The organism is Coraliomargarita algicola (assembly GCF_033878955.1).
Lineage (GTDB): Bacteria > Verrucomicrobiota > Verrucomicrobiia > Opitutales > Coraliomargaritaceae > Thalassobacterium > Thalassobacterium algicola.
In genome coordinates this window covers 1,926,127-1,947,760 of sequence record NZ_CP138858.1, presented here as the reverse complement: position 1 = coordinate 1,947,760, position 21,634 = coordinate 1,926,127, and the positions used below count along the sequence as shown (strand labels likewise).

Genomic DNA, 21,634 nt, shown 5'->3' with positions numbered 1-21,634 from the left:
AGGAGTTCCGGAGGAATAAAAGGGATAGGAATAAAAGGGACAGACTAAAAATAATAATTGACGCAGGCAAGGTGTGTGGCATACTTCATTTGGTAATGAGAACGCGTCGATTGAAAGTAGGGGGTAGGGATGCGGTGTATCATTGCATGACTCGCACTGTGAATGGGGAGCTTCTGTTTAAGGATCGAGAGAAGGAGGTCTTGCGTAAGATGATCCGTCAGGTGGCGGACTTCTGTGGAGTGGAAGTGCTGACTTATTGTATAATGTCGAACCACTTTCATGTGCTTGTGCGTGTGCCGAATGTGGATTCTGTTTCAGATGTAGAATTGAAGCGTCGCTACAAAGTGCTTTATCCAAAACCGACGAAATATCAGCAGGCGACGGCGGATGAGATGTTTAAGCTTCTGCAGTCCGGGGGCGAGGATGCGGACGCGATACGTCGCAAATTGTTGGCCCGAATGGGGGACGTTTCTGAGTTTATGAAGGGGGTGAAACAGCGCTTTTCAGTTTGGTATAATCGCTCTCATCAGCGCTACGGCACTTTGTGGGCGGAGCGCTTTAAGTCAGTGTTGGTTGAAGGTGCGGGGAACCCCTTGCAGACGATGGCTGCTTATATCGATCTGAATCCTGTTCGGGCTGGGCTGGTAAATGATCCGAAGGATTACCGCTTTTGCGGTTATGCAGAGGCGGTCGTTGGGGAGGTCGCGGCGAAGCGAGGCTTAATTCGTATCTGGAGTGACCATGGAGCGAAGCGGATCGATTCGGCTCTTAGAGTGCATCGTAGGTTGATTTTTGGTCAACGTGCTTCGGATGTGCAGTTAAGTGAACAGGCGAGGGGCACTGCCTTGAAAGTTTTGGAGCAGGAGGATGGCTGTCTGCCTAAATCGACGATTCTGCGGTGTCGTGTGCGTTACTTCACAGATGGCGCTATCTTGGGCACGGCTGAGTTTGTGAGGGGCTTTTCCGGCACCTTGCAAGCTGAACGACGGCTAAAACGTGCTCCAAAGGCGCATGCTCTTAAGGGCGCGGATTGGGGGGATCTTGCGGTGATTCAAGGCCTGCGAACGCGAGTGTTTGGTTAGACCTTGATCTATAATGGATTGTGGGTGTTTTGTTTAATCAACGGGGCCTTCGTAGATGCCGATGTAGGGGACGTTCCGGAATTTTTGAGCGAAATCGAGTCCGTAGCCGCAGACAAATTCGTCTGGAATCTCTATGCCACAAAAGTCTATGTCTACTTCGACCTGTCTGCGAGAGGGTTTGCTGAGTAAGGTGCAGATCCGTAGGGATGCGGGGCCACGGCCTTCGATCAGGCGGATTACTTTACTGAAGGTGTTGCCCGTGTCGATGATGTCTTCTACTAGCAGTACATCGCGATCAGTGATGGATTCGTCCAGGTCCATCACTATTTTAACATCACCGGTGCTTTCAGTGCCATCACCATAACTGGAGATAGTCATAAAGTCTGTGATCATTGGGTGTTTAATTTCACGCACAAGATCGGCCATGAATACGAAAGAGCCGCGGAGGAGGCCAATTACGATTAGCTCCTTATCGGAGTTTTTGTAGTGTTCAGTAATCTCACTGCCCAGTCGTGTCACTATTTCGGAGATCTCTTCTTGAGAGAGCAGTGTCTTTTTTAGTCCTTGTTCATTCATAATACTGTCGTTAGTTGAAGGTGGATTTGAGGCCAATGCAAAACTTTAAGTCCGTGTGATGCGGAGGGCCATTCGATGGAGGAAGCGTCTACCCCGCGAGGCAGGTGCGTGGCGATATAAAGGGCTCGCGTTGTATCTGGAAATCGTTTTAGAAGTCATCGTCGATCTGTGTAAATGAGGTCGAACTTGCCGATGTAGGAAATTAACCAATCGATTCATGACTGAAGCAGTTTAGATGCCTAAGGGCATTTCGGGAATGATGGCAACAGGTTGCCTCGTCGTTTCCTGCAGGGATGATTCCGTATTTAGTGTTGAATAATGAAAAGCTCCAATCAATTGCGCGCTCCTCTGCTACAAGTCAGTTCGGATCAAAGATATCTGCAGACCTCTGGGGGGAATCATTTTTTTGGATGGCCGATACGGCTTGGGAACTCTTACACCGATTGGATTATGCGGAGTCCGTGCATTATTTGAAAACTCGCCGTGACCAAGGGTTTAACGTGGTGCAAACTGTCATTTTAGCTGAATTAGACGGTTTGCAGGTGCCTAATTGCAACGGGGACTTACCGCTTTACGAGCTGGATCCCCGCCAGCCGAACGAGGCGTATTTTCAACATGTGGATCGTGTGGTAGAATATGCGAACGAATTAGGGATACAGGTCGCCTTGCTGCCCACTTGGGGCGATAAATTTAATTTGAAGTGGGGCGGTGGGCCGGAAATTTTTAATATCGATAATTCGGAAGCTTTTGGTCATTTTCTTGGCCAGCGCTATAAAGAAGCCTCTGTGGTATGGGTGCTCGGCGGTGATCGTATTCCGGAAACTCCTGAACATACCGCTATTATTGAAGCGATGGTCCAAGGTTTACAAGCGGGCGATGGCGGCCGGCATTTAATGACATATCATCCATATGGAGGGCAGAGTTCCTCCAACTTTTTTCATGACGCCGACTGGCTTGATTTTAACATGCACCAAAGCGGGCACCACCAAAAAGCTTATCCCAATTTCAAAGCCACGCTTGCAGATGTCCAGCGAGAACCAGCTAAGCCTGCCTTAGATGGCGAGCCTTGCTACGAAGATATTGCTATCGCATTTAAAAAGCAGAACGGTTATTTCGATGCATTTGATATACGTCGTGCAGCATATTGGTCAGTCCTCGCGGGCGCACTGGGCCATACATATGGGCATCATAGTATATGGCAAATGTGGACGCCTGAAATTCCTGGTGCGATACAGCCTCGAACCCCTTGGTCCGAAGCTTTATTTTATCCGGGAGCCTATGAGATGGGATACATGAAGGCTTTTTTCTGTGCTCTACCATGGACAGAGCTTAGACCCACAGAGTCCATACTAATCGAAGGACCTAAAGAAGGTCCGGATACGATCCGTGTCGCTGCAAGTTTGGATGGGAATATCGTCGTCGCTTACACTCCTTTTGGAGCACATTTCTCCCTTAAACTTTCAGAGGTCCCCAGCGTTGGCTACTGGTTCAATCCGCGTAACGCGACACGAATCCCATTGGCAAAGCTTCCTGCCATGAGTGGGATACATCGCTTTAGACCGCCAGCGGATATCGCAGAGGGAAACGATTGGGTGCTGGTTATTCAATCCTAGTCGGTGATTTATGAATCGGTAATTCGATTCTGGCACTGCAATTCTAAATGAGGTCCGAGAGCTCTTTCGATACCTTATCTAGTTGTTGTTTTAGGCGGGTTATTTTCTGTTCACGTGTTTGGTCGTACGAGTTTTCGTGTGTGAGCATGTCGTGTAGGTTGCGATCGGCGATTTCTTTCTGAGCTTCATCCATGCCGTTGATGATGACGCCGATCACGAGGTTGAGCATGATCATCGTGCCGATGGTGACGAAAGATACGAAGTAGAAGGCTCCGATTATGGGCATTGCTTTAGGGGTGAATTCTAGGCCGTTCAGGGCTTGATTGTAGCCTTGGTAGACGTCCGAGCCATACATCTGCAGATACATTACATCCGTCCAGTCCTCCAGTGTGACGATACGAAAGAGTGATAGAAAGGAGCTCCAGAGGTTACCGAAGTGAATTGGATCATTACCACTGAAGAGCATGACACCTATCACCGCATAGACGTAAAAAAGTAAAAAGAGCAACAGGCAGACATAGAACATGGATGGTAAGCTGCGAAGTAGCGCGGTGACTAGAAGCTGCAGCTTCGGAATGACTGAAATGAGACGAAAGACTCGAAGTAGTCGGAAGAGGCGCAGCACTGCGACATAGCTGCCTCCGAGTGGGAGAAAGCAGACAGCTACGATGCTGAAGTCGAAGATATTCCAGCCATCTTTAAAGTAGCGCCAAGGCTGCCTTTTTTCGGCGGCCATCTTCAGAATGACTTCTAATGTGAAGATTGCCAATACGACATTGTCTAAAAAATGCAGCAGTTTGTTGTGGCGGTCTACAATGGAGGGAAAGGTCTCTATGCCGACTAAGATCCCCGCGAAAACAATCACAACAATTATGAAGGATGAGAATAGCTGCGAATCGACGATCTTTCGGAAGATCCAACCTTGGTGGGTGGTTTGTGCAGTAGGTTCGCTCATTGTGTGTAAAAAGCGCTGAGTAGTATGCAGCCTATTTTGTTTTTTCAAGTCATGAGCACGGGATTATTGCAGATCGAACCATGTGTGTGGGTGGGGGTGCTACTAGGATGGTTGATTCTTGATTGGCCGTTCATCTGGAGGATTATAAACACTCAAAAAGCTTGCACGTATCCTAGAGCTCTTCGCTGAAGATCTTTTCTGTAATCTTCCAGAATTTGCCCTGTTTACGGGCGATTACGAAGGCTGGCATTCTCAACTGGGATTGTATTTGTACGACTTCGCTGACGGAGCGGATGTTAAGCTTCGATTCCGGCTTTCGCAGATGCGATCTTAAGAAGTTGATACTAAATTTCTTCAGACTGTTTGGATTACTGAGGTAGTGTATTTCAGCAACGAAGTTGGCGTCGTAATCGTAGTATTTTACCTGAAGATATGGAGTCCCTTTTTTGTCGACGCGCTCTAACATTTCAATCGAGTCGGGTGTGAGCACGTGAGCGTCTTTAGAGAGTTTCGCTTCTTTGAGTTTTACGTCAGGATCGATTAGCACGCTGCCACAGGTGCTACAATCGCGGGCGGTGATGTCATTTTGTGCGCCGCATTGTTCGCAAATTTTAAAGCGGAAACGATAGCCGCAAGGGGTGAATTCGTAGCTGTGTGGGTTCAACTTTCCTCCGCGACACTTGCGTCCAAAGTGCTCCAGCACATTCCCCGCTTCGTCGACGATGCCCCAGAAATCATTTACAAAGCCGCATTCGGGGCAGGGGATTTGCACCGGAACTGACTCGGATGCGGGCTTCTTGTCTCCAATTTCTGGACTAAAGATGCTATGTCCCATTCCCGTGTAATCTAAGACCAAGCAATCCTTTTTGCCGGTTTCCAATCGCAGGCCGCGCCCGATGATTTGTTGATACAAGCTGATTGATTCTGTAGGGCGTAGAATCGCGATCACATCGACATGAGCGGCATCGAAACCAGTCGTTAACACGGATACATTGACTAAGTATTTAAACGCTTTTCGTTTGAAATCATCCACGATTTGATCGCGTTCGCTGAGTTCGGTGGTGCCGACTACCAATCTGGCCTGCCCCGCGGGCAGGTGGTCCATAATCTCCTGTGCGTGTTTCACTGTGGAGCTGAAAATCATGACGCCTTGGCGCTGGTCGCGCTCGGTAATGTCGATGATGTTCTTTATGATCAGTGGGGTGAGCCGTCTCTGGCGTTGTAGCACTTCTTCGAGTTGAGCCATGGTATAGCTTTGGCCTGTTTCGGTGAGTTCGGAGAAGTCATACGAAGTGACAGGAATGTCGACTTTCACCGGGGGCGTCAGAAATTTGTTTCGGATCATATACTCCAGCGGTAGCTCGTAGATACAGTGCTTAAAGAAGCGAAGTTCTTGCGTTTTAATTTCCCCGCGGAGTGCGTAGTTATAGATCCAGCCGTGTCCTAAGCGATAGGGAGTGGCGGTTAACCCCAGAATACAGATACGGGGATTGTTTCGCTTGAGCTGTTGGATGACTTTTGCGTATTGGCTTTCTGGCTCCATGCTTACGCGGTGGCACTCGTCGATGACCAATAGTGTGAAATCGCTAAAAAAAGTATCTTTTGCTTTGGCTACAGACTGAATACTGCCGAATATGACCTTTTGAGAGTGGTCCTTTTGATTTAAGCCCGCGGAATAGATGCCCGCCTGCAGGCCATAGCTTTCATACTTCAAATGGTTTTGCTCCACCAGCTCTTTAACATGGGCGAGCACTAAGACTCTGCCTTTAGCAATTTTAGCTAACTCTGCGATGACTAAACTTTTGCCAGCCCCGGTCGGCAGCACGATGACGGCAGGATGACGCTGCTTCCTGAAGTATTGAAGGGTGCTGTTGACCGCTTTCTGTTGGTATGATCTGAGAGTATACATTGAGCGATAGGCTATGTGAAGCGCCTCGCAAAGTATAGGAAATTAGCCGTTTTGACTCTTCTCGCTGCAAAGTCTTTCAATTAAATCCGTGAGTTCTTCGCGAATGACCGGTTTGGATAAATAGCCATTCATTCCGGCCTCCATGCAACGTTCTTTCATGCCTTTCATGGCCCAGGCGGTGACTGCGATTATAATTGATCGAGCTGTATTGGCTTGGTCGGCATCACATTCTTGCTCGCGAATACGAGCGGTCAGTTCGAACCCGTCCATGTCGGGCATGTTCAAGTCCATGAAGATGATATCATACTGCCGCTGGTTCATGTATTGTATACATTCAGTCGAAGTGTATGCGATATCGCAGGAGTCCGCTGTTTTGCTCAGCATAGCCGCGAGTAGCCGTGCGTTGACTTGATTATCTTCGACGATCAGTATTCTCAGGTCGCGATCCTTCGATATGCTAGTCGATGGAGTTGGGGATTCCGATGGGGTGGTAGATTCAAATTCTGTGTAGGAAAATACAGGTATGGAAAAGTAAAAGGTAGAGCCAACACCCGGCGCACTTTTCAATTTGATGGAGCCGCCGAGTATTTCACATAAGCGTTTGGTGATCGCTAAGCCGAGGCCTACGCCATCGTATTTTCTGGTGGCGGATGAGTCTACCTGTGTGAATACTTCAAACAGGCGTTTTTGGTCGTGTTCAGAGATGCCGATGCCGGTGTCTGTGACTGAGCACTCAAGCACGCCCATGTAGCCGTGCGGTTTGCTTTTTTCGTTGAAGCTTATAAATGAGATACGGATTTCTATACTGCCCTCATTCGTGAATTTGATCGCATTTCCGATGAGATTGAGGAGTATTTGCCGGATGCGGTTTGGATCGGTTTCCACGAAACTAGGGGTGCGTGCATCAATATTAATGATAATCTCAACTGCCTTATTGCTCAATTTGGCATGTAGCAGTTTGATCACTTCGTTGACGAGTTCATGGATATTAAAGATACGTTTTTCGATTTCCAATCGCCCGGCTTCGATTTTTGAAAAGTCCAATATGTCATCCAAAAGTCGTAAGAGTGTATTGCCACTATTGTTTATGACTTCGACGTAATCTTGCTGTTCTTCAGTCATTTCAGTGTCGCTCAGCAGTGAAGCGAATCCGATCACGCCGTTCATGGGAGTTCGTATTTCATGACTCATGGAGGCGAGAAATTCTGATTTAATGCGGCTTGCCTGTTCGGCGGCTTCTTTAGCTTCACGCAAGCTTTGGGATTTCAGCTTTTGCGCCTCTGTCAGTCGCTCCTGCAAGCGTCGTTCGCGATCCTGAGCCTGAGCTCGCTCTTCTTTTTCGTTGTTGAGCTCTTCTACTCGTTTGGAGAGTTCGTCAGTGGTCAGGCGCAGGCGCGCATCAGATTCTTGGATACGCGCCAACATATGATTGAATGCCTGTGACAATTGTCCGAGCTCGTCTTTGCTATTATACTGCGAACGCAGGCTGTAGTTTTCTGTTTGAGAGACTTCGTCTGCAATCTTCGCGAGTTCTTCAACAGGCGCGGACACACTGCGCAGATATCGTAGCGCGAGTGTGATCGCTAAAGCGGTGCTCAGAATCGTCGTGAGTATTGCTATCGTGGCAGACTTGAGAATGGCGGATAATACCGGGCTTCTGGATGCCACGACTGTGACATGGCCAATGGCTTCTCCGTCCAAGTAGACGGTTTGTTTGACCGCGAGGCACGGGGAGAAGGGGCTGCGCTCTTCGGGGGACGGTAATACGTCGTGTCGGTGGTGATGGTCTGCGTGAGTATATACGGCAAAGATTTTACCTTCTTTGGTATATAGAGCGGCCGCTTCTATATGTTTTTTGAATCTAAGTGCGGACAGTGTTTTTTCGGCTTCAGATATCGAATTGAAGTAAAGAGATGCGGCTACGTTTGAAGCGAGAAGTTCAGTTGTCGTCTCGATTTCGCGTTGCAAGCCATTGTTCACGGCTTGAGCTTGTGTGATGATCGTAATCATGCCGCTCAAGCTCACCGCGAAGAGTGCGGCGCAGGTAATGATCAGCGTCAGCTTGTTTCTTACGGGAAGTTGTGAGAAGCGCTTGGGCATGATCTGTTAGAAGTTCACCTTTCTCGCATGGCGCAGCAGGTTGCCGCTGATTTCGAGCCCGCTTGCTTTGAGGGCTGCCAGATTGACCGAAAAAGACAGATGGTCGTCCAGCACTTCGATGAGCACCATCGCACCTGCTTCGAATACGCTTGTATCTGTGGTGACTGTGAGCACTGGCCTTATGAGGAGCAGCTCTTTGGACTGTATGAATGCCTGTAGCTGATGACCGGGTATCACGAGGACTTTGCAATCAATCGGTGCGCGATCCTGTTCATGGTGATTGATTCGAATCGGACGGCCTTGAGCCTGTAGGCCTTCAATATTCCGGAATGCGTCGCTGAGTGCATGGTCATTCCATAGAGTAAAGATAAATGGAGCGGACTGATTGCTTCCTTCGGAGGGCCATACTGTGAACTTGGCAATATTGTAAATGAGCAGTGCTTTACCATCGTTTTCCTCTATAATCGCTCTGTCATTAGACGCAGTGCCCACGTTTGTTGATAGGGCCAAGTATATGGCACAGATCAGACTGATTGTTATGGGCTGCTTGGCTGACATCCTTCAAAAGTTAAGCACTAGGCTTGCTGAGAAACGCCAGTTTTCTGATGGCTGTGGGCCATTTAGTTTCTGATAGAAGGGGGCACCCGCTTCGAGCTCTAGAAAAGAGTTTTTGAGCCAGCCATTGGGGTCTCGTAAGCGTAATCCGAACTGCGCCAAGAGTTTAGTGCCACCGAAGTAGTCCGGGTTGGTGACTGCGGCGGGGTAGGGGAAGGCGCCGGGCACGGTGATCTCATCATCTTGCCCACTGATACGATCCCAGACAATGCCATTGATGCGGAAGGATGGCTGGATCCATTCGGCAAGTTCGTAACGTGTCCAAATACTACCTTGATACACATTGCCGAGGCGATAATCACGTGAGTTTTCAGCTGTGCGTAGGGTTAGATTCAAGCCCGCTCCGTAGTTCCACGCGCCAGTTTTACCCGTATATGCAATTGAGGGTTTGATGTCGTAGGTGCCTGAGCCCAGTTGCATCGTGTATGGCAGTTGAGTGTCCTGAGTCGCATCACGCGGGGTGCGTCCTTTCTCGTCGATAGATCCGGTGGGTATACTCAAGCCTAAGCTAAAGAGTAAGCTGTTGTGATGATTCGACCATGTTAACCATGATATGGCTGCTTCGATGTCGCCTAGGCCTTCACTTACGATAATGAAGTCGCTAAAGCCGGGCACACTGCTGATATGCTCTGTTTCCTGTCTGATGAAAGGAATACTAAGACTGAAGCTAAACTCCTCGGAAATGTCGTAGGCACCTTTAAACTGCATGGCCTGTTGGTAGATTTTGGTCGGCACGACCGGGAAGTTGTCATCTGTACGAACTTCGCCCGATCCAGCTCCCGACCAGAGTACGTCACTGGTCGACAAATCGTCGCTGCCATCTTTGTATGTCTCGAATTTGACATCGATATAGCTGAGACTGAAGTGGAAGCGATTCGATTCAAAATGGCCAGGTGCAGAGGCAACACTGCTAGCATCCAGCGATGCTGGCGTCATCTGATTGGATTGAGAGCGGATGATTTTAGCGTTCAGTAGGTCTCCCAGGCTCAAATCGATCAGGTCGACTGGTGGCGATTGACCGAAGGCAGACAGACCGGCGGCTAGGTAAAGGCACAGTAGGTAGTGGTATTTTAGGTGATTCACATTACTAATGGACAGTGGGTAGAATTGCTTAGTAGTTGTTGGGGAGTTTTGTCCATTCTGCAACCTCTAAGCAGCGGAAATCATTGTTAAACTTTTTCATAATGCTTGTCGAAAGTATGGCAGCGGAAGTTGCTGTGCACCCAGTATTGAGTGCTCTTTATTGGGTGTAACTAGTTAATCCTTCGTCGGTGCACAAGATACCTTTACAATAGCTGCTGGAGTCAGTACGAATTAGCTATTAGTTAATAATTTGTAAATACCCCTTTATCCCTTGACGAGTTGCTGGTAGCGCTCGCCTACCGATCTTTCGAACTATGAAGCACTCGATCGCCCCTGTCTTATGTCGCCGCCACTCGCTCAAATCCAAACGGCCTTCCGTCTAGGTGTGGTTTGCTTTTTATCGGGTCATATGGCGTTGGCGGGGAATTTGCCAGGCGGGCTGACCGTGGTGCATGGCGACTTAACGGTGCAGCAGTCGGGGCAAAATATGCAGATCCACCAGAGCGGGCAGTATGGTATCGCCGATTGGGATTCGTTTAATGTCGGCAGCGGCTATGGAGTGCATTTCAATAACGGTAGCGGCGCCACGCTGAATCGGGTCACTGGATTGGGGGCCTCGTCGATTCATGGCACGCTGAGCGCGACGGGCAGTCTCTACCTGTTAAATCCGAACGGCATCATCATCGGAGCGGACGGTCAGGTGCTGACGGGGGGCGACTTCGTGGCCTCGACATTGGAAATGGCCAATGAGGATTTCCTGAACGGGGGCAACTTTACACTGTTTGGCAACAGCCCTTTTGAAGTGACTAACTTGGGGCAGATTTCCTCCACTGGCGGCAACGTCTTGCTGGCGGGTTACACGGTGAAAAATTCAGGTGTGATCGAAGCCGCCAATGGACGCGTCGCCTTGACGGCGGGCACGCGGATCGATGTATTGACCGATGCCAGTTGGCTCTACGGCGCCTACGGTGTGAGCCTCGGCGAGCGCGGCAACGATGTGACCAATGAGGGGCGTATCGAAGCGATGGTCGCCGAGTTGCGCACGCACAATGGCAATATTTATGCCCTTGCAGGTAATAACGAGGGCCTGATCCACGCGACGGGTGTCCGCAACGAAGGCGGCCGCGTGATCCTCGTTGCCGAAAATGGGCTGGTCGAGAGTAGCGGTAGTATCGTCGCCGAGAATGGTGGCAGCGGCGGCCAGATCGAAATCGATGCGGCGCTGGTGCACAACTACGGCGGCGTGCAGGACGTTTCCGGCGAGCAAGGCGGCACGATTCGGATCACGACTGATACGATTATTAGCGATACCACCATGCGGGCGCTTGGAACGAATGGGGACGGCGGCACATTGACGATCGAGGCCAATGACGAGGTGCTCATCACTTCGGGCGGACTGATGGATGCGAGCGGTTCGGCCAATGGCGGCGCAATTGCCATCGATGCGGGTGACGGGCGCATGATTTTATCCGGAACGGTCAAAGCCAACGGTCAGCTGGAAGGCGGGCAAGTCAGTCTTTGGGGAGAGAATGTTTCGCTGCTCGGAGCGCAAGTCTCTGCCAACGGCGGGCCACTCGGTGGCCAGATCTATGTCGGCGGGGGCTACCAGGGCGCTTCGATTTGGGATGCGGCGGAGGCGCTGCTGGAGGTGAGTAATTCGCAGAGCACATACATCGGCACTGGCTCCGTGCTGAGCGCTGATGCAGGCACCTTGGGCAAGGGCGGCACAGTCGTCGCCTGGTCGGACGGCGTCACTCAATTTGCCGGATCGATCTTTGCGCGTGGTGGTATGAATGGTGGCGATGGCGGCCTGGTCGAAACGTCCGGGCTTGAAGGTCTCGGTGTCGATGGCACCGTCGATGCCAGTGCCCGTGCTGCTTATGGCGCGAACGGGCAATGGCTGCTCGATCCGAAGAACATCACGATCGGCACGGTCACCGATTCATTTTCGGAGTTTCAACGGATCGTGGAGTCCGACGAAGGAGGCTACCCCACAGATCGCGACGGCGGGGCTAATTTCGGCAGCGCGGTCGATCTGGAGGGCACGACACTCCTGGTCGGGGCTCCGGGCTCCCAGGCGGCTTATGTTTATGAAAATGGTAGCATTGCGGCTCGTTTGACTGCTGCCGGCTCCAACGCCATTGATTTCGGGACTCAGGTGGCTCTGACGAATGGCATTGTTGGGGTGATGAGTTTACAAAGTAACGGCTTAGGCGGGCAAGGTGCCCTGCATATCTATACTGAGGGCAGCGGTTGGACCAATGGATCGAGCAACCTGACGGCGACCTTTCTGAATCCTCAAGCGAATGATACCAGTTTTGGGACACATCTTGCGGCCGATGGGGGGCAATTTTACGTCGCAGCCCCTTCCCATGATCATAACGGGGTCGTCGATATGGGGGCCGTTTATTGGGTGAACTCAGCAGGCGGAAGTTTCAAGCAAACGCCCGATGCCATTCCCGGAATCGACACCACCGCGCTGGCTGGTGGCGGCTATGGGACAGGGCTCGCGGCATCCGACGGTTGGATTTACGCTGGCTGGAGCGCGAGTAGCGCATCCTATAACAGTTCTTATCATTACCAAAATATTATCACGGGGAATCATAACGGGTTGGGAAGTTTTGGCTCGTTCATCCCACTTCAGGAGTTTTACGCATCTGGCGAAGTTCTGATCGTGACTGGTAGTTACCCTCGAACTGCTGTGCGATACACTCAACACGTCGGAGGGCCGAATAACACACTGAGCTTCGGGAACGGTTCCGGCACCATCCAGTCATTGGATGTGGAGGGTGACCGCATCATTGTCGGGCAAGGCAATTATTTAAACACTACGACGGGGCAGACGCTGAATCGTGTATCCGTTACTGATCTCGGTGGGGGCCAAATCTACGAAGTATTTGATGCGAGTTCGACCTTTGGACAGAGCGTGGCGATCAGTGGCGACTTTGCTGCAGTCGGTGATCCCAATGGTAGTCCGACCGGGTCGACCAGCCAGGCAGGCACCGGATCGGTTCGCTTGCTCGAAAGCTTAAATAGCTGGGGGACAGGGGGCACGGTCTTGGTCGGCAACCCGATCGGCCCTGCAGCCGTGGAGACGGGGAGCACTTTCGGCACAGATGTTGCCGTCGACGGCAATACCATCGCCATTGCCGACTCGGGGCTTGGGAATGTCCTGTATCAGGACAATTACGGCTACGTCTACATCTATGAAAACGACGCACTCGCAGCGGTGGTCGAGAGTAATATGAGCAGCACCTCAAACTTCGGTTCTCGGATCGATTTGAGTGGCGATACGCTGGCAGTTCTAAATTACCGTAGCTCTGATTTTATTAATAATTCCACGGTGCCACTGGCACATATCTTCGAGCGAGGTTCAGCATGGATGAATGGCACCGCAAATCGCACCGCATGGATCGCTCGCGACGCTTTGGGGGACTTTTCCGATATTGCGGTGAGTGGTCATGCGCTCAGTGTGATTGCCCGCGACTATGATGGGAGCACCGATTTGCTTGTTTGGGAAAATACAGTGGGGGATTGGCAAACCACTATTAACGGGGGCCCTAGCTACAGTTTTGAAACGCGGCCCATGGGAGCCGGAGATTACAATAATCGCATCCAAATGGATGGCGACACCATCGCAGTGTATTCGCCGCAGAGCAGTTACAACCTGAGCGCCTCTGAGCATTTCGATCCGCTGGTTGTGTTTGAAAACACTGCCAATGATTGGTCGCAGACCCCGGTTCGCACGGAGCTGATGCCGAGTGTTTTATCAGATGTCAGTTTCGGTTCGGTGTTCGATCTCTCGGGGGATACGATTGTTGTGGGCTCGGATACTGGCGGCACCAATACGGAATCAGTTTACGTCTTTGAGCGCACCAGTGATTGGGCCTCCGCGACGGCACCTACCGCCCGTTTAACGGATACTCGTATTAGTGGTTGGGGCGGTCGTGTCGCGGTAGATGATGACACGGTTGTGGTATACGGCACGGGCGGTTCGGGGGCATTCTCATTTTTTGAGCGCCAATCCGGATGGCAGGACGGTGCTGTGAATTTGGTCTCTACCTTTACGCCAAATATTTCAATTCGCGGCGTGGAGATCGATCTCTCCGATGACACTCTGGTCGTCCCGATGCTAACAAGCGCCGAGTTTAATCGTCAGGCACTGCTAGTTAAAGGGCCGTTCGACTACACGGGCCTCAATACCTTTAGCAATCGCCCTGGTGATTCGATTGGTATCGCCGCCGCGGCGCTCACCCAATCGCTGAGCCTCGGCACCGACATCACACTGCAGGCGAATAATGATATCACTATTAACGAAGCCCTCCTCACTGATAATCCAGATGGCGATGGCGGCTCGCTCAGCCTTAACGCGGGCCGCAACATTCTCGTCAATGCCAGTATCAATACCGATAACGGCGACCTGACACTGATCGCCAACGACGCGCGTGCGAATTCAAGCTATCGCGATGCGGGCGACTCCGCGGTAGTCATCGGACGCGATGCCTTGAATCAGAGTGTAAAACTCACCCTTGGCACCGGCGACCTTTTGATCAGCGCAGGCGATTCCTTTGAGAATCGTTCGGGCAGTGCGTCTCCCTTTATCTTCGATGCCACGACGCCCGGCAGCTTCCTCGTCTATGCCAACACGCCGGATCACACCGGTGCTCCCGACGCGGGTAACCTGCTCGCCGACCTCTCCACGACGGGACGCGACTTCGTGCAATACAATACGAGCTTTGATGTGAATGACCCACGTCCCAGTGGGATGCCTGCCGGCAGCGGATTCGTCTATAGCGTGCAGCCAACGGTTGTCGTCAACTTGGGGAACGATACGATCATCTATGGCGATACGCTGACTGCCAACCTGACTCTTGATAGCGCGACGCTCGTCGGCAATGCGATCGACTTAGCCACCTTCGGGATTACGGAAGGTGCTTTAACGAACTTAGTCGACTTCGGTCTCGCGGCATCGGTTCCGACCTCCGCCGGTGGTTTTGCCAATGCAGGCATCTATACCGGCGGCCTGACCGCGACCGCCAAATCAACGGTCAACAGCGGCAGTCTTTATGGCCTAGCGGTGACTACGGGCGCACCCGGCGACCTTACGGTCAACAAGGCGACGCTTAACGTGCGCCCGGACGATTTCACCAAAACCTACGGGGAAGCCAATCCCGTATTCACCATCGACTATACTGGCTTTGTTACTGGCGATAGTATCAGTGATCTGGACACGCCGATGACGGTAGCCACGGCAGCAGTCGAGCGCTCTAATGTTGGTGGCTACGCCCTGACGGCGACGGGGGGCTTCGATCATAACTACCTCTTCAATCCCACTGGCACGGGGCTACTGACCATCACCGCGCGTGACTTGCTGCTCTCCGGCCTTATGGGCGTGGATCGTATCTATGATGCCACTACGAATGCATTATTTACCGGAACGGCTTCGATCAATGCGCTTACAGGTGACGACGTCGCAGTGGTCGGCGGGCTCACTGCAACGGCAGCGTTTGCAGATAAGAATGTCGCCGACGATAAGGCCATGAGCTTTTCCGGATTCTCACTCAGTGGAACGAGTGCGGGGAATTACAATCTGGTGCTGCCAACGGATGTGACTGCCAACGTCACTCCAGCGACGCTCGAGCTCGAAGGAATCACTGCAGCGGATAAGACCTATGACCGCACGATCGCAGCTACCTTAGAGGGCACTGCCGCGGTTACCGCTCTGGGCAGTGATGTTGTTGCTCTCTCAGGCACAGCTGTCGGCAGCTATGCCGATAAGAATGTCGGAGCGGACAAGGCTGTTTCGGTTAGTGGTCTTTCCCTGACAGGATCGGATGCATTCAACTATGTCTTGGCGGCGGGAACAAATTTGGTGGCTGAAATTTTTCAGCTCGATCTCGACCTCACGGGTTTGATTGCGGAAAGCCGGGTTTACGATACGACGACGGATGCCACCCTATCGGGCACAGCCAAAGTTAGTCCGATCAGTGGCGACAACGTCGATCTTACCGGCAGCGCCGTCGGTCGTTTTGACAATAAAAACGTGGGCACTGCCAAGGCGGTTTCGGTATCCGGTGTCAGTCTCACTGGCGGGGACGCGGGTAATTATAATTTGGTCCTGCCGACGAACCTGACTGCAGATGTGACTCCGGCCGAATTGGTCGTCACTGGCGTCACTGCCGTAGACCGTATTTATGATGCCACTACAGATGTCACCTTGCTTGGCACCGCAAGCGTGAGCCCAATCGGTGCGGATGAAGTAATTATTCAGGACGTAGGAACCGCTGAATTTGCGAATAAAAATGTGCAGAACGATAAACTGGTTGCTGTGAGTGGCTTCACTCTCGGAGGTGCCGATGCGGGTAACTATCAGGTGCAGCAACCCGCTGGCTTGACTGCCGACATCACCCCAAGACCAATCACCATTACGGGGCTCACCCCAGATGATAAGATTTACGATGCCACGACAGCTGCGACAGGCACGGGAACGGCTATTTTTGGCGGTATTTTAGGTGGAGATACTGTGGTCATTGATGGCAGTGGGTTCGATTATGTTTTTGCCGATAAGAATGTCGGGGGCGCTAAGTCATTTATTATATCCGGAATCACACTCAGTGGGGCGGATGCGTTCAATTACACTGCGGATTCAGCTGTAGGCTTTGTTGCGGATATCACACCCGCGACTTTGACCGTGACTGGGGTGATTGCCGCGGATCGTATCTACAATGGTGATACTAGTGTAGATTTAGCCGGTGGTTCGTTGGATGGCATCTTACTGAGTGACAACGTGACGATCGATAGTTCATCCGCGCGCGGTGAGCTCGCCGATAAGCATGCTGGTGTCGATCGCGCCGTCACGGCACAAGGCTATACCGCCAGCGGAAGCGACGCTGGCAACTATCTGGTGGCACAGCCCACAGGATTGACTGCTACCATCTCAAAGGCCTCCTTACAAATCGTCGGGCTGAATGGTGACAAAATTTACGATCAAACCGTCAACGCGCCACTGACTCATAATGGACTGGATGCGGTGATCGGCAGCGATGTGGTTAGTATCGATGACAGTGCGGTGTCGGCCACCTATGCCGATAAAAACGCGGGCGCAAATAAACCGATCACAATCTCCGGGCTCTTCGGGTTGGGTGGGGTAGACGCACTGAACTATGATTTAAGTCAGCCCATGGGTTTACTTGGCGAAATCGCCCGTCGAGGGATCACAGTGTCTGGCTTGACCATTGCCGATAAGATTTACGACGGCACGACTATCGGCGAAATCTCCGGCACTGGCACTTTTGGCGGCGCCATTGCTGGGGATGACCTCGCAGTGGACGTTGGCAATATCGACGTGACCTTTGCCGATAAGAACGCTGGTGAGAACAAAGCGATAGCACTCTCAGGTGTGACGCTTTCCGGCGCGGATGCCGACAATTATACCGCCGCAACTCCAGTGGGCATTACTGCAACGATCTTCAAAAAGGACCTCACGGTTGATGGTCTTGCGGCGCAGGATAAAGTCTATGACCGCACGGATGTTGCCACGATCAGCGGTAACGGAAGCTTACAAGGCATCATTGGCACAGACTCGGTTATGCTCGACGAGTCTAGCCGCTCGGGTGCCTTTGATGATAAGAACGTCGGCATCGAAAAAACGGTGCGTGTCAATGGTCTCAGCCTTAGCAGCACCGATGCACTCAATTACAATCTGCTCGCGCCGACATTATTGGCTAGTATCACGCCAGCCAACGTCGGTATTAGCGGTTTGAGCGGCGTGGATCGTATTTACGACACAACCATGACTGCCGAAATCGCCGGCACTGGAAATCTGGAGTTTGGCTCGCTGGCCGGTGTGTTCGATGCTTCGGAAGATGTAAGTTTGACCGGCGACTTGAGCGGCTTGTTTGCCAACAAGAATGCCGAGCTGAACAAGCCTTTAACGCTAGTGGGGGCCAGCCTCGCAGGAGCCGACGCGGGGAACTACACGCTGGTGCTGCCGACGGATTTGACTGCCGATGTCACGCCCGCAAACCTTGCGATCACTGGCACTCAGATTAGCAATAAGGTCTATGATGCCACTGACACCGCCACGATCACCAACTCCGGTAGCGTGAGCGCACTGAGCGGCGATACGGTGTTGCTCGGCGGTAGCCTTGCGGCGACATTTGATAATAAAAACGTCGGCGAAGATAAGCCCGTCGCCATCACCGGATACACCCTCAGCGGCGCGGATGCGGCCAATTACAACTTAATCACTCCGACGACCCTGACGGCGAGTATCAGTCAAGCCGTGCTGACTTTATTCGGCGTGACCGCGAATGATAAGACTTACGATGGAAGCAATGTGGCACCGCTTAGCGGCACGCTTCAAATTACGCCACTCGGCACGGATCAAGTGACGATTGCCGGCGCACCCTCGGCGACTTTTGCCGATAAGAATGTCGGAGAAAACCGTGAGGTGATGATCGCAGGTCTTAGCCTTTCAGGTGTGGATGCAGGCAACTATAGCTTTGTTCTTCCCAGCTTGTTTGCCGACATCATTCCGCGCGTTCTTTCAGTTAGCGGGATCGGCGCATTGAGCCGTATTTATGATGGCACGACCGTTGCCGAACTCACTGGAACTGCCTCTTTGGGCAACACCGTTGCAGGGGATGATATCGCTTTCGATCTGGATCGCATTGCTGGTCATTTCGAAAACAAGCATGCGGCGTCTGATAAAGCAGTATCGCTCAGTGGCTATGGCCTAACGGGAGTGGACGCAGATAATTATACACAATCGCTGCCTTTTGATCTGACCGCAGACGTGACACCGAAGCAGGTTAACATCCTCGGCGTCGATGCTGTGGATCGCGAATACGACGCCACGCTCGACGTTGCGCTGACAGGTGGAAGCTTGGACGGCGTTCTACTCAATGATGCCGTCAGCCTGAACACCAGCAATGCACAGGGGATCATGGCGACCAAGGATGCCGGAGTGGATAAGGACGTGACGGCTTCAGGCTATGCCTTGACGGGTGCGGATGCCAGCAACTACTCAGTGCTTCAGCCAGATTACGTCACCGTTACCATTGCGCGTAAAATACTCGATATCTTCGGCATCGAGATTGCTGATAAATTCTTCGACGGCACTACTGCGGGAACGGTCAGCGGTGGCACACTCGATGGCTTTATCCCAGGCGATGCTGTCGATTTGGTCACCACCAACGCTGCTGCTGAGTTTCTGGATCCCGATGTCGCGACGGATAAGCCTGTAACGGTGAGTGGATTCGAATTGAGCGGGACCGATGCCGACAATTATCAAATTGATCCGGATCTCCAAGCGACTGGTAGTATATTGCCATTACTGGAAGAAATTGTCGATGTGGTGCCCGCAGAAGTGCTTCGTGCACAAGCGGCGGAAGCACGTGCTGCGCAACAGGCAGAGCTGCATCAGTTGGCGGAGGCCGCGGCGAGCAAAATAACGCCAGTCGACTACCAGGCACTGACATCAAGTCTCACCGCTGGGCTTCCCGTTCCAAGCATCAATCCAGCCATACGTCGTCTCGATCCACGGGATCCAGAAGTGGCCAATTATCTTGCTGCCGCCGAAACGGCACAGGCTGCCTACGCTAATTACGAAGGCTATGCCATCGGGCTACGCGCGGCGACTCGCGAGTTCAAAGAACTGGCGCAAAACCTAAAGGTCGCCCAAAGTGACGCGGCCGTTGCCAATGCCATGTCGGCGACCTTGCGCGAACAACTGGCTGGCACAGACGAGGCCATTTCACAGCTCGAAGAAAATCTCCGAATGGTTGAAGTCGCTAAACAGAGCATTGCCGGCTTGAAGGACAAAATTGCCGAAGCGACTCGCCTCGGGCGCGGTGCCGAGGTCGCTCAATACCAAGCGATGTTGGCCGAGTCTGAAGCGGTGTTGTCTAAGGAGCTTGAGCTCAAGGCCGCGCTCAAGAAGATGCTGGCAGAGAAAGGCGAGGCAGAGGCACGCCTTGCAGAAAATCAGGCTAAGATCGAGCGCGCGCAGACACTGCAGGCGCAATATGACGAGGCAGAGGCGAGTATCTTGAGCCTGCAAACGGCGACCGCCTCGGCCAAAGCTCAAGCAAACGAGGCACTCGCCAGTCTTGAAGCCGCCCGTGCCGAAGGCGAACAAATCGCTCGTCAGAAGCTTGAGAACAGAGAAGAGAACCTCGCGAGTTTGAAAGCAGAGTTGGTTGATTACCAAGAAGTTGTTAAAAGTAAATACGAAGGCATGAGTGTCGCTGACTTTAGAAGGCAAACAGAGGTGGAACTCTCGACGCAGCAGTTAGACAAACTGGACGCAGAGAATGCCAAGTTTGATACTCAGGTCGCCGAATGGAACGCACTGAATGAAGAACAAAACCAGCGCGTCGCAGAGCTGGATAAGTTGAAGCAGGCGAATGATCGAATGTTCTCGGTCGCCAGTTCACAAGAGAATGCGCTCAATAAGATGCAGTTGAGCAGCGAAGACATCGCTTCGATGGACATGACGACGCTCAATATCCCAGACCGAGACTTGCTACCTAGCACCTCGGCGCCGATTCGTGATCTTGCCAGCGCCGCCGATCGCCTCGACGCAGCCATGGATGCGCTGGGTGCGGTCACGGGCTTGTTTGGCCCGGAGCGTGACATCCGCGGGGCGCTTGCAGATCAGTTGGATAACTCCGGCACGACCCAGCGCGGTCTGGCAGATATCGATCAGCCCATCGCCTTTGATGAGGTGGCGGATGTTGCTATTAAGTCGGAGATGCAACGCTACGGTATCCTTCCCAGATTTTCGAATCCCGCGCTCGCTAGCTTGCCCGTGACCCAGCAACTGGAGTTACAGGAGGCCATGCAAACGATGGCCAATGCCAAGCAAGCATTGATCGAACAGGGCATGGACCCGAACTTGGCCGCACAAGAGGCGATGGATGACACCAGTATGCAGCTCGTGACGATGGCCCTCTTTGAGAAATACGATAAATACGGCATCGGTGATATCCCTGGCGTTCAAGCCTTTGTCGGGGAGGCGCTCGGTGAATTGGCGGTGCAGTATGGAATCGATCCCGGAGGAATGGCCGCGAATCTTGCCAATGGTGACTTTGGCGCATTGCTGGGGAGTCCCGATGACGCGGTCGACGCGATGGCCGATCAATATATCAAGCTGATGACTAATCCCGCTGAGTTTGGCGTCGAAACCGTTTCCAATGTTGGCAAAGTGCTCGAAGCAGGCTTCAGCGGTGCCATTAATGCATACACAGGAGGTGGCGGCGGTGAAGATGCTGCAGCGGAGCAGGCAAGGCTCGCACAAGTACGCAAAGACCAACTGCTCGAACTCGGCGGCGCACTGGTCGGACTGGAAAAAGACCGGCAAGCCGCCGTCCAGGCCCGCGATGCGCAACTGGAAACGGTTCGCTCCGTCTTGGTAGCGGAAAGGCGCAAGGATGAAACCCAAGCTGAACTGGCTATGACACTCAGCCCCAGTGAGATCGAAAGGCAGCGCTCGGCGGCCCTTAATGAAATGACTCTGGATCTCTACATGGAGGCCGCAATTGACCAAGAAGCCGCGCGTGCCGAAGCCATCAACGATTCAAAAGCCGAGCAAATCGCGCAGTATGAAGAGTCGATCCAGCACGAAAAAGCCAAGCTCGTCGCGTTCAGTGAGACAGGAGTGGGGGGATGATCGAGCTCCCGAAATCCTACCGCATCC

At 52.4% G+C, this 21,634-nt stretch carries 9 protein-coding genes; 3 read left to right on the top strand and 6 right to left on the bottom strand.

Features of this window, described 5'->3' with window-relative positions; translation table 11 throughout:
- Positions 1-95: 95 nt before the first annotated feature.
- Positions 96-1,082, top strand: coding sequence for a transposase (locus SH580_RS07475; RefSeq protein ID WP_319834391.1), 987 nt, complete (start codon positions 96-98; stop codon positions 1,080-1,082).
- Positions 1,083-1,115: 33 nt separating this feature from the next.
- Here the strand turns inward: SH580_RS07475 and hpt are convergent, their stop codons facing one another.
- Complete coding sequence (hpt, locus tag SH580_RS07470; protein WP_319834390.1) at positions 1,116-1,658, bottom strand: hypoxanthine phosphoribosyltransferase; 543 nt, start codon at positions 1,656-1,658, stop codon at positions 1,116-1,118.
- Between the two features lie 335 nt (positions 1,659-1,993).
- On the opposite strand from hpt, the gene SH580_RS07465 reads away from it, so the two are divergent.
- Positions 1,994-3,271: a glycoside hydrolase family 140 protein gene (locus tag SH580_RS07465; RefSeq protein ID WP_345786254.1), complete on the top strand. Its 1,278-nt coding sequence runs from the start codon at positions 1,994-1,996 to the stop codon at positions 3,269-3,271.
- Positions 3,272-3,314: 43 nt separating this feature from the next.
- On the opposite strand, the gene SH580_RS07460 is transcribed toward SH580_RS07465, so the two are convergent.
- From SH580_RS07460 to SH580_RS07440, 5 genes are all read right to left on the bottom strand, one after another.
- Complete coding sequence (locus SH580_RS07460; protein ID WP_319834388.1) at positions 3,315-4,226, bottom strand: ion transporter; 912 nt, start codon at positions 4,224-4,226, stop codon at positions 3,315-3,317.
- A gap of 172 nt (positions 4,227-4,398) precedes the next feature.
- Positions 4,399-6,135: a DNA repair helicase RadD gene (gene radD, locus SH580_RS07455; RefSeq protein ID WP_319834387.1), complete on the bottom strand. Its 1,737-nt coding sequence runs from the start codon at positions 6,133-6,135 to the stop codon at positions 4,399-4,401.
- Positions 6,136-6,177: 42 nt separating this feature from the next.
- On the bottom strand, positions 6,178-8,235 hold the full coding sequence (locus SH580_RS07450; protein ID WP_319834386.1) for an ATP-binding protein: 2,058 nt from the start codon (positions 8,233-8,235) through the stop codon (positions 6,178-6,180).
- A gap of 6 nt (positions 8,236-8,241) precedes the next feature.
- Positions 8,242-8,745 (bottom strand): YfiR family protein, encoded by a 504-nt coding sequence (locus tag SH580_RS07445; protein ID WP_319834385.1) that lies wholly within the window; start codon positions 8,743-8,745, stop codon positions 8,242-8,244.
- 51 nt (positions 8,746-8,796) lie between these two features.
- Positions 8,797-9,933, bottom strand: a complete 1,137-nt coding sequence (locus SH580_RS07440) for a transporter (RefSeq protein WP_319834384.1) — start codon at positions 9,931-9,933, stop codon at positions 8,797-8,799.
- 340 nt (positions 9,934-10,273) lie between these two features.
- Here SH580_RS07440 and SH580_RS07435 point away from each other — a divergent pair, with 340 nt between their 5' ends.
- Positions 10,274-21,607, top strand: a complete 11,334-nt coding sequence (locus SH580_RS07435) for a YDG domain-containing protein (RefSeq protein ID WP_319834383.1) — start codon at positions 10,274-10,276, stop codon at positions 21,605-21,607.
- Positions 21,608-21,634: the final 27 nt, after the last annotated feature.

Coding starts and splice junctions, on each gene's coding strand:
- SH580_RS07475 (WP_319834391.1), top strand. CDS start 96: ATGAGAACGCGTCGATTGAAAGTAGGGGGTAGGGATGCGGTGTATCAT.
- hpt (WP_319834390.1), bottom strand. CDS start 1,658: ATGAATGAACAAGGACTAAAAAAGACACTGCTCTCTCAAGAAGAGATC.
- SH580_RS07460 (WP_319834388.1), bottom strand. CDS start 4,226: ATGAGCGAACCTACTGCACAAACCACCCACCAAGGTTGGATCTTCCGA.
- radD (WP_319834387.1), bottom strand. CDS start 6,135: ATGTATACTCTCAGATCATACCAACAGAAAGCGGTCAACAGCACCCTT.
- SH580_RS07450 (WP_319834386.1), bottom strand. CDS start 8,235: ATGCCCAAGCGCTTCTCACAACTTCCCGTAAGAAACAAGCTGACGCTG.
- SH580_RS07435 (WP_319834383.1), top strand. CDS start 10,274: ATGTCGCCGCCACTCGCTCAAATCCAAACGGCCTTCCGTCTAGGTGTG.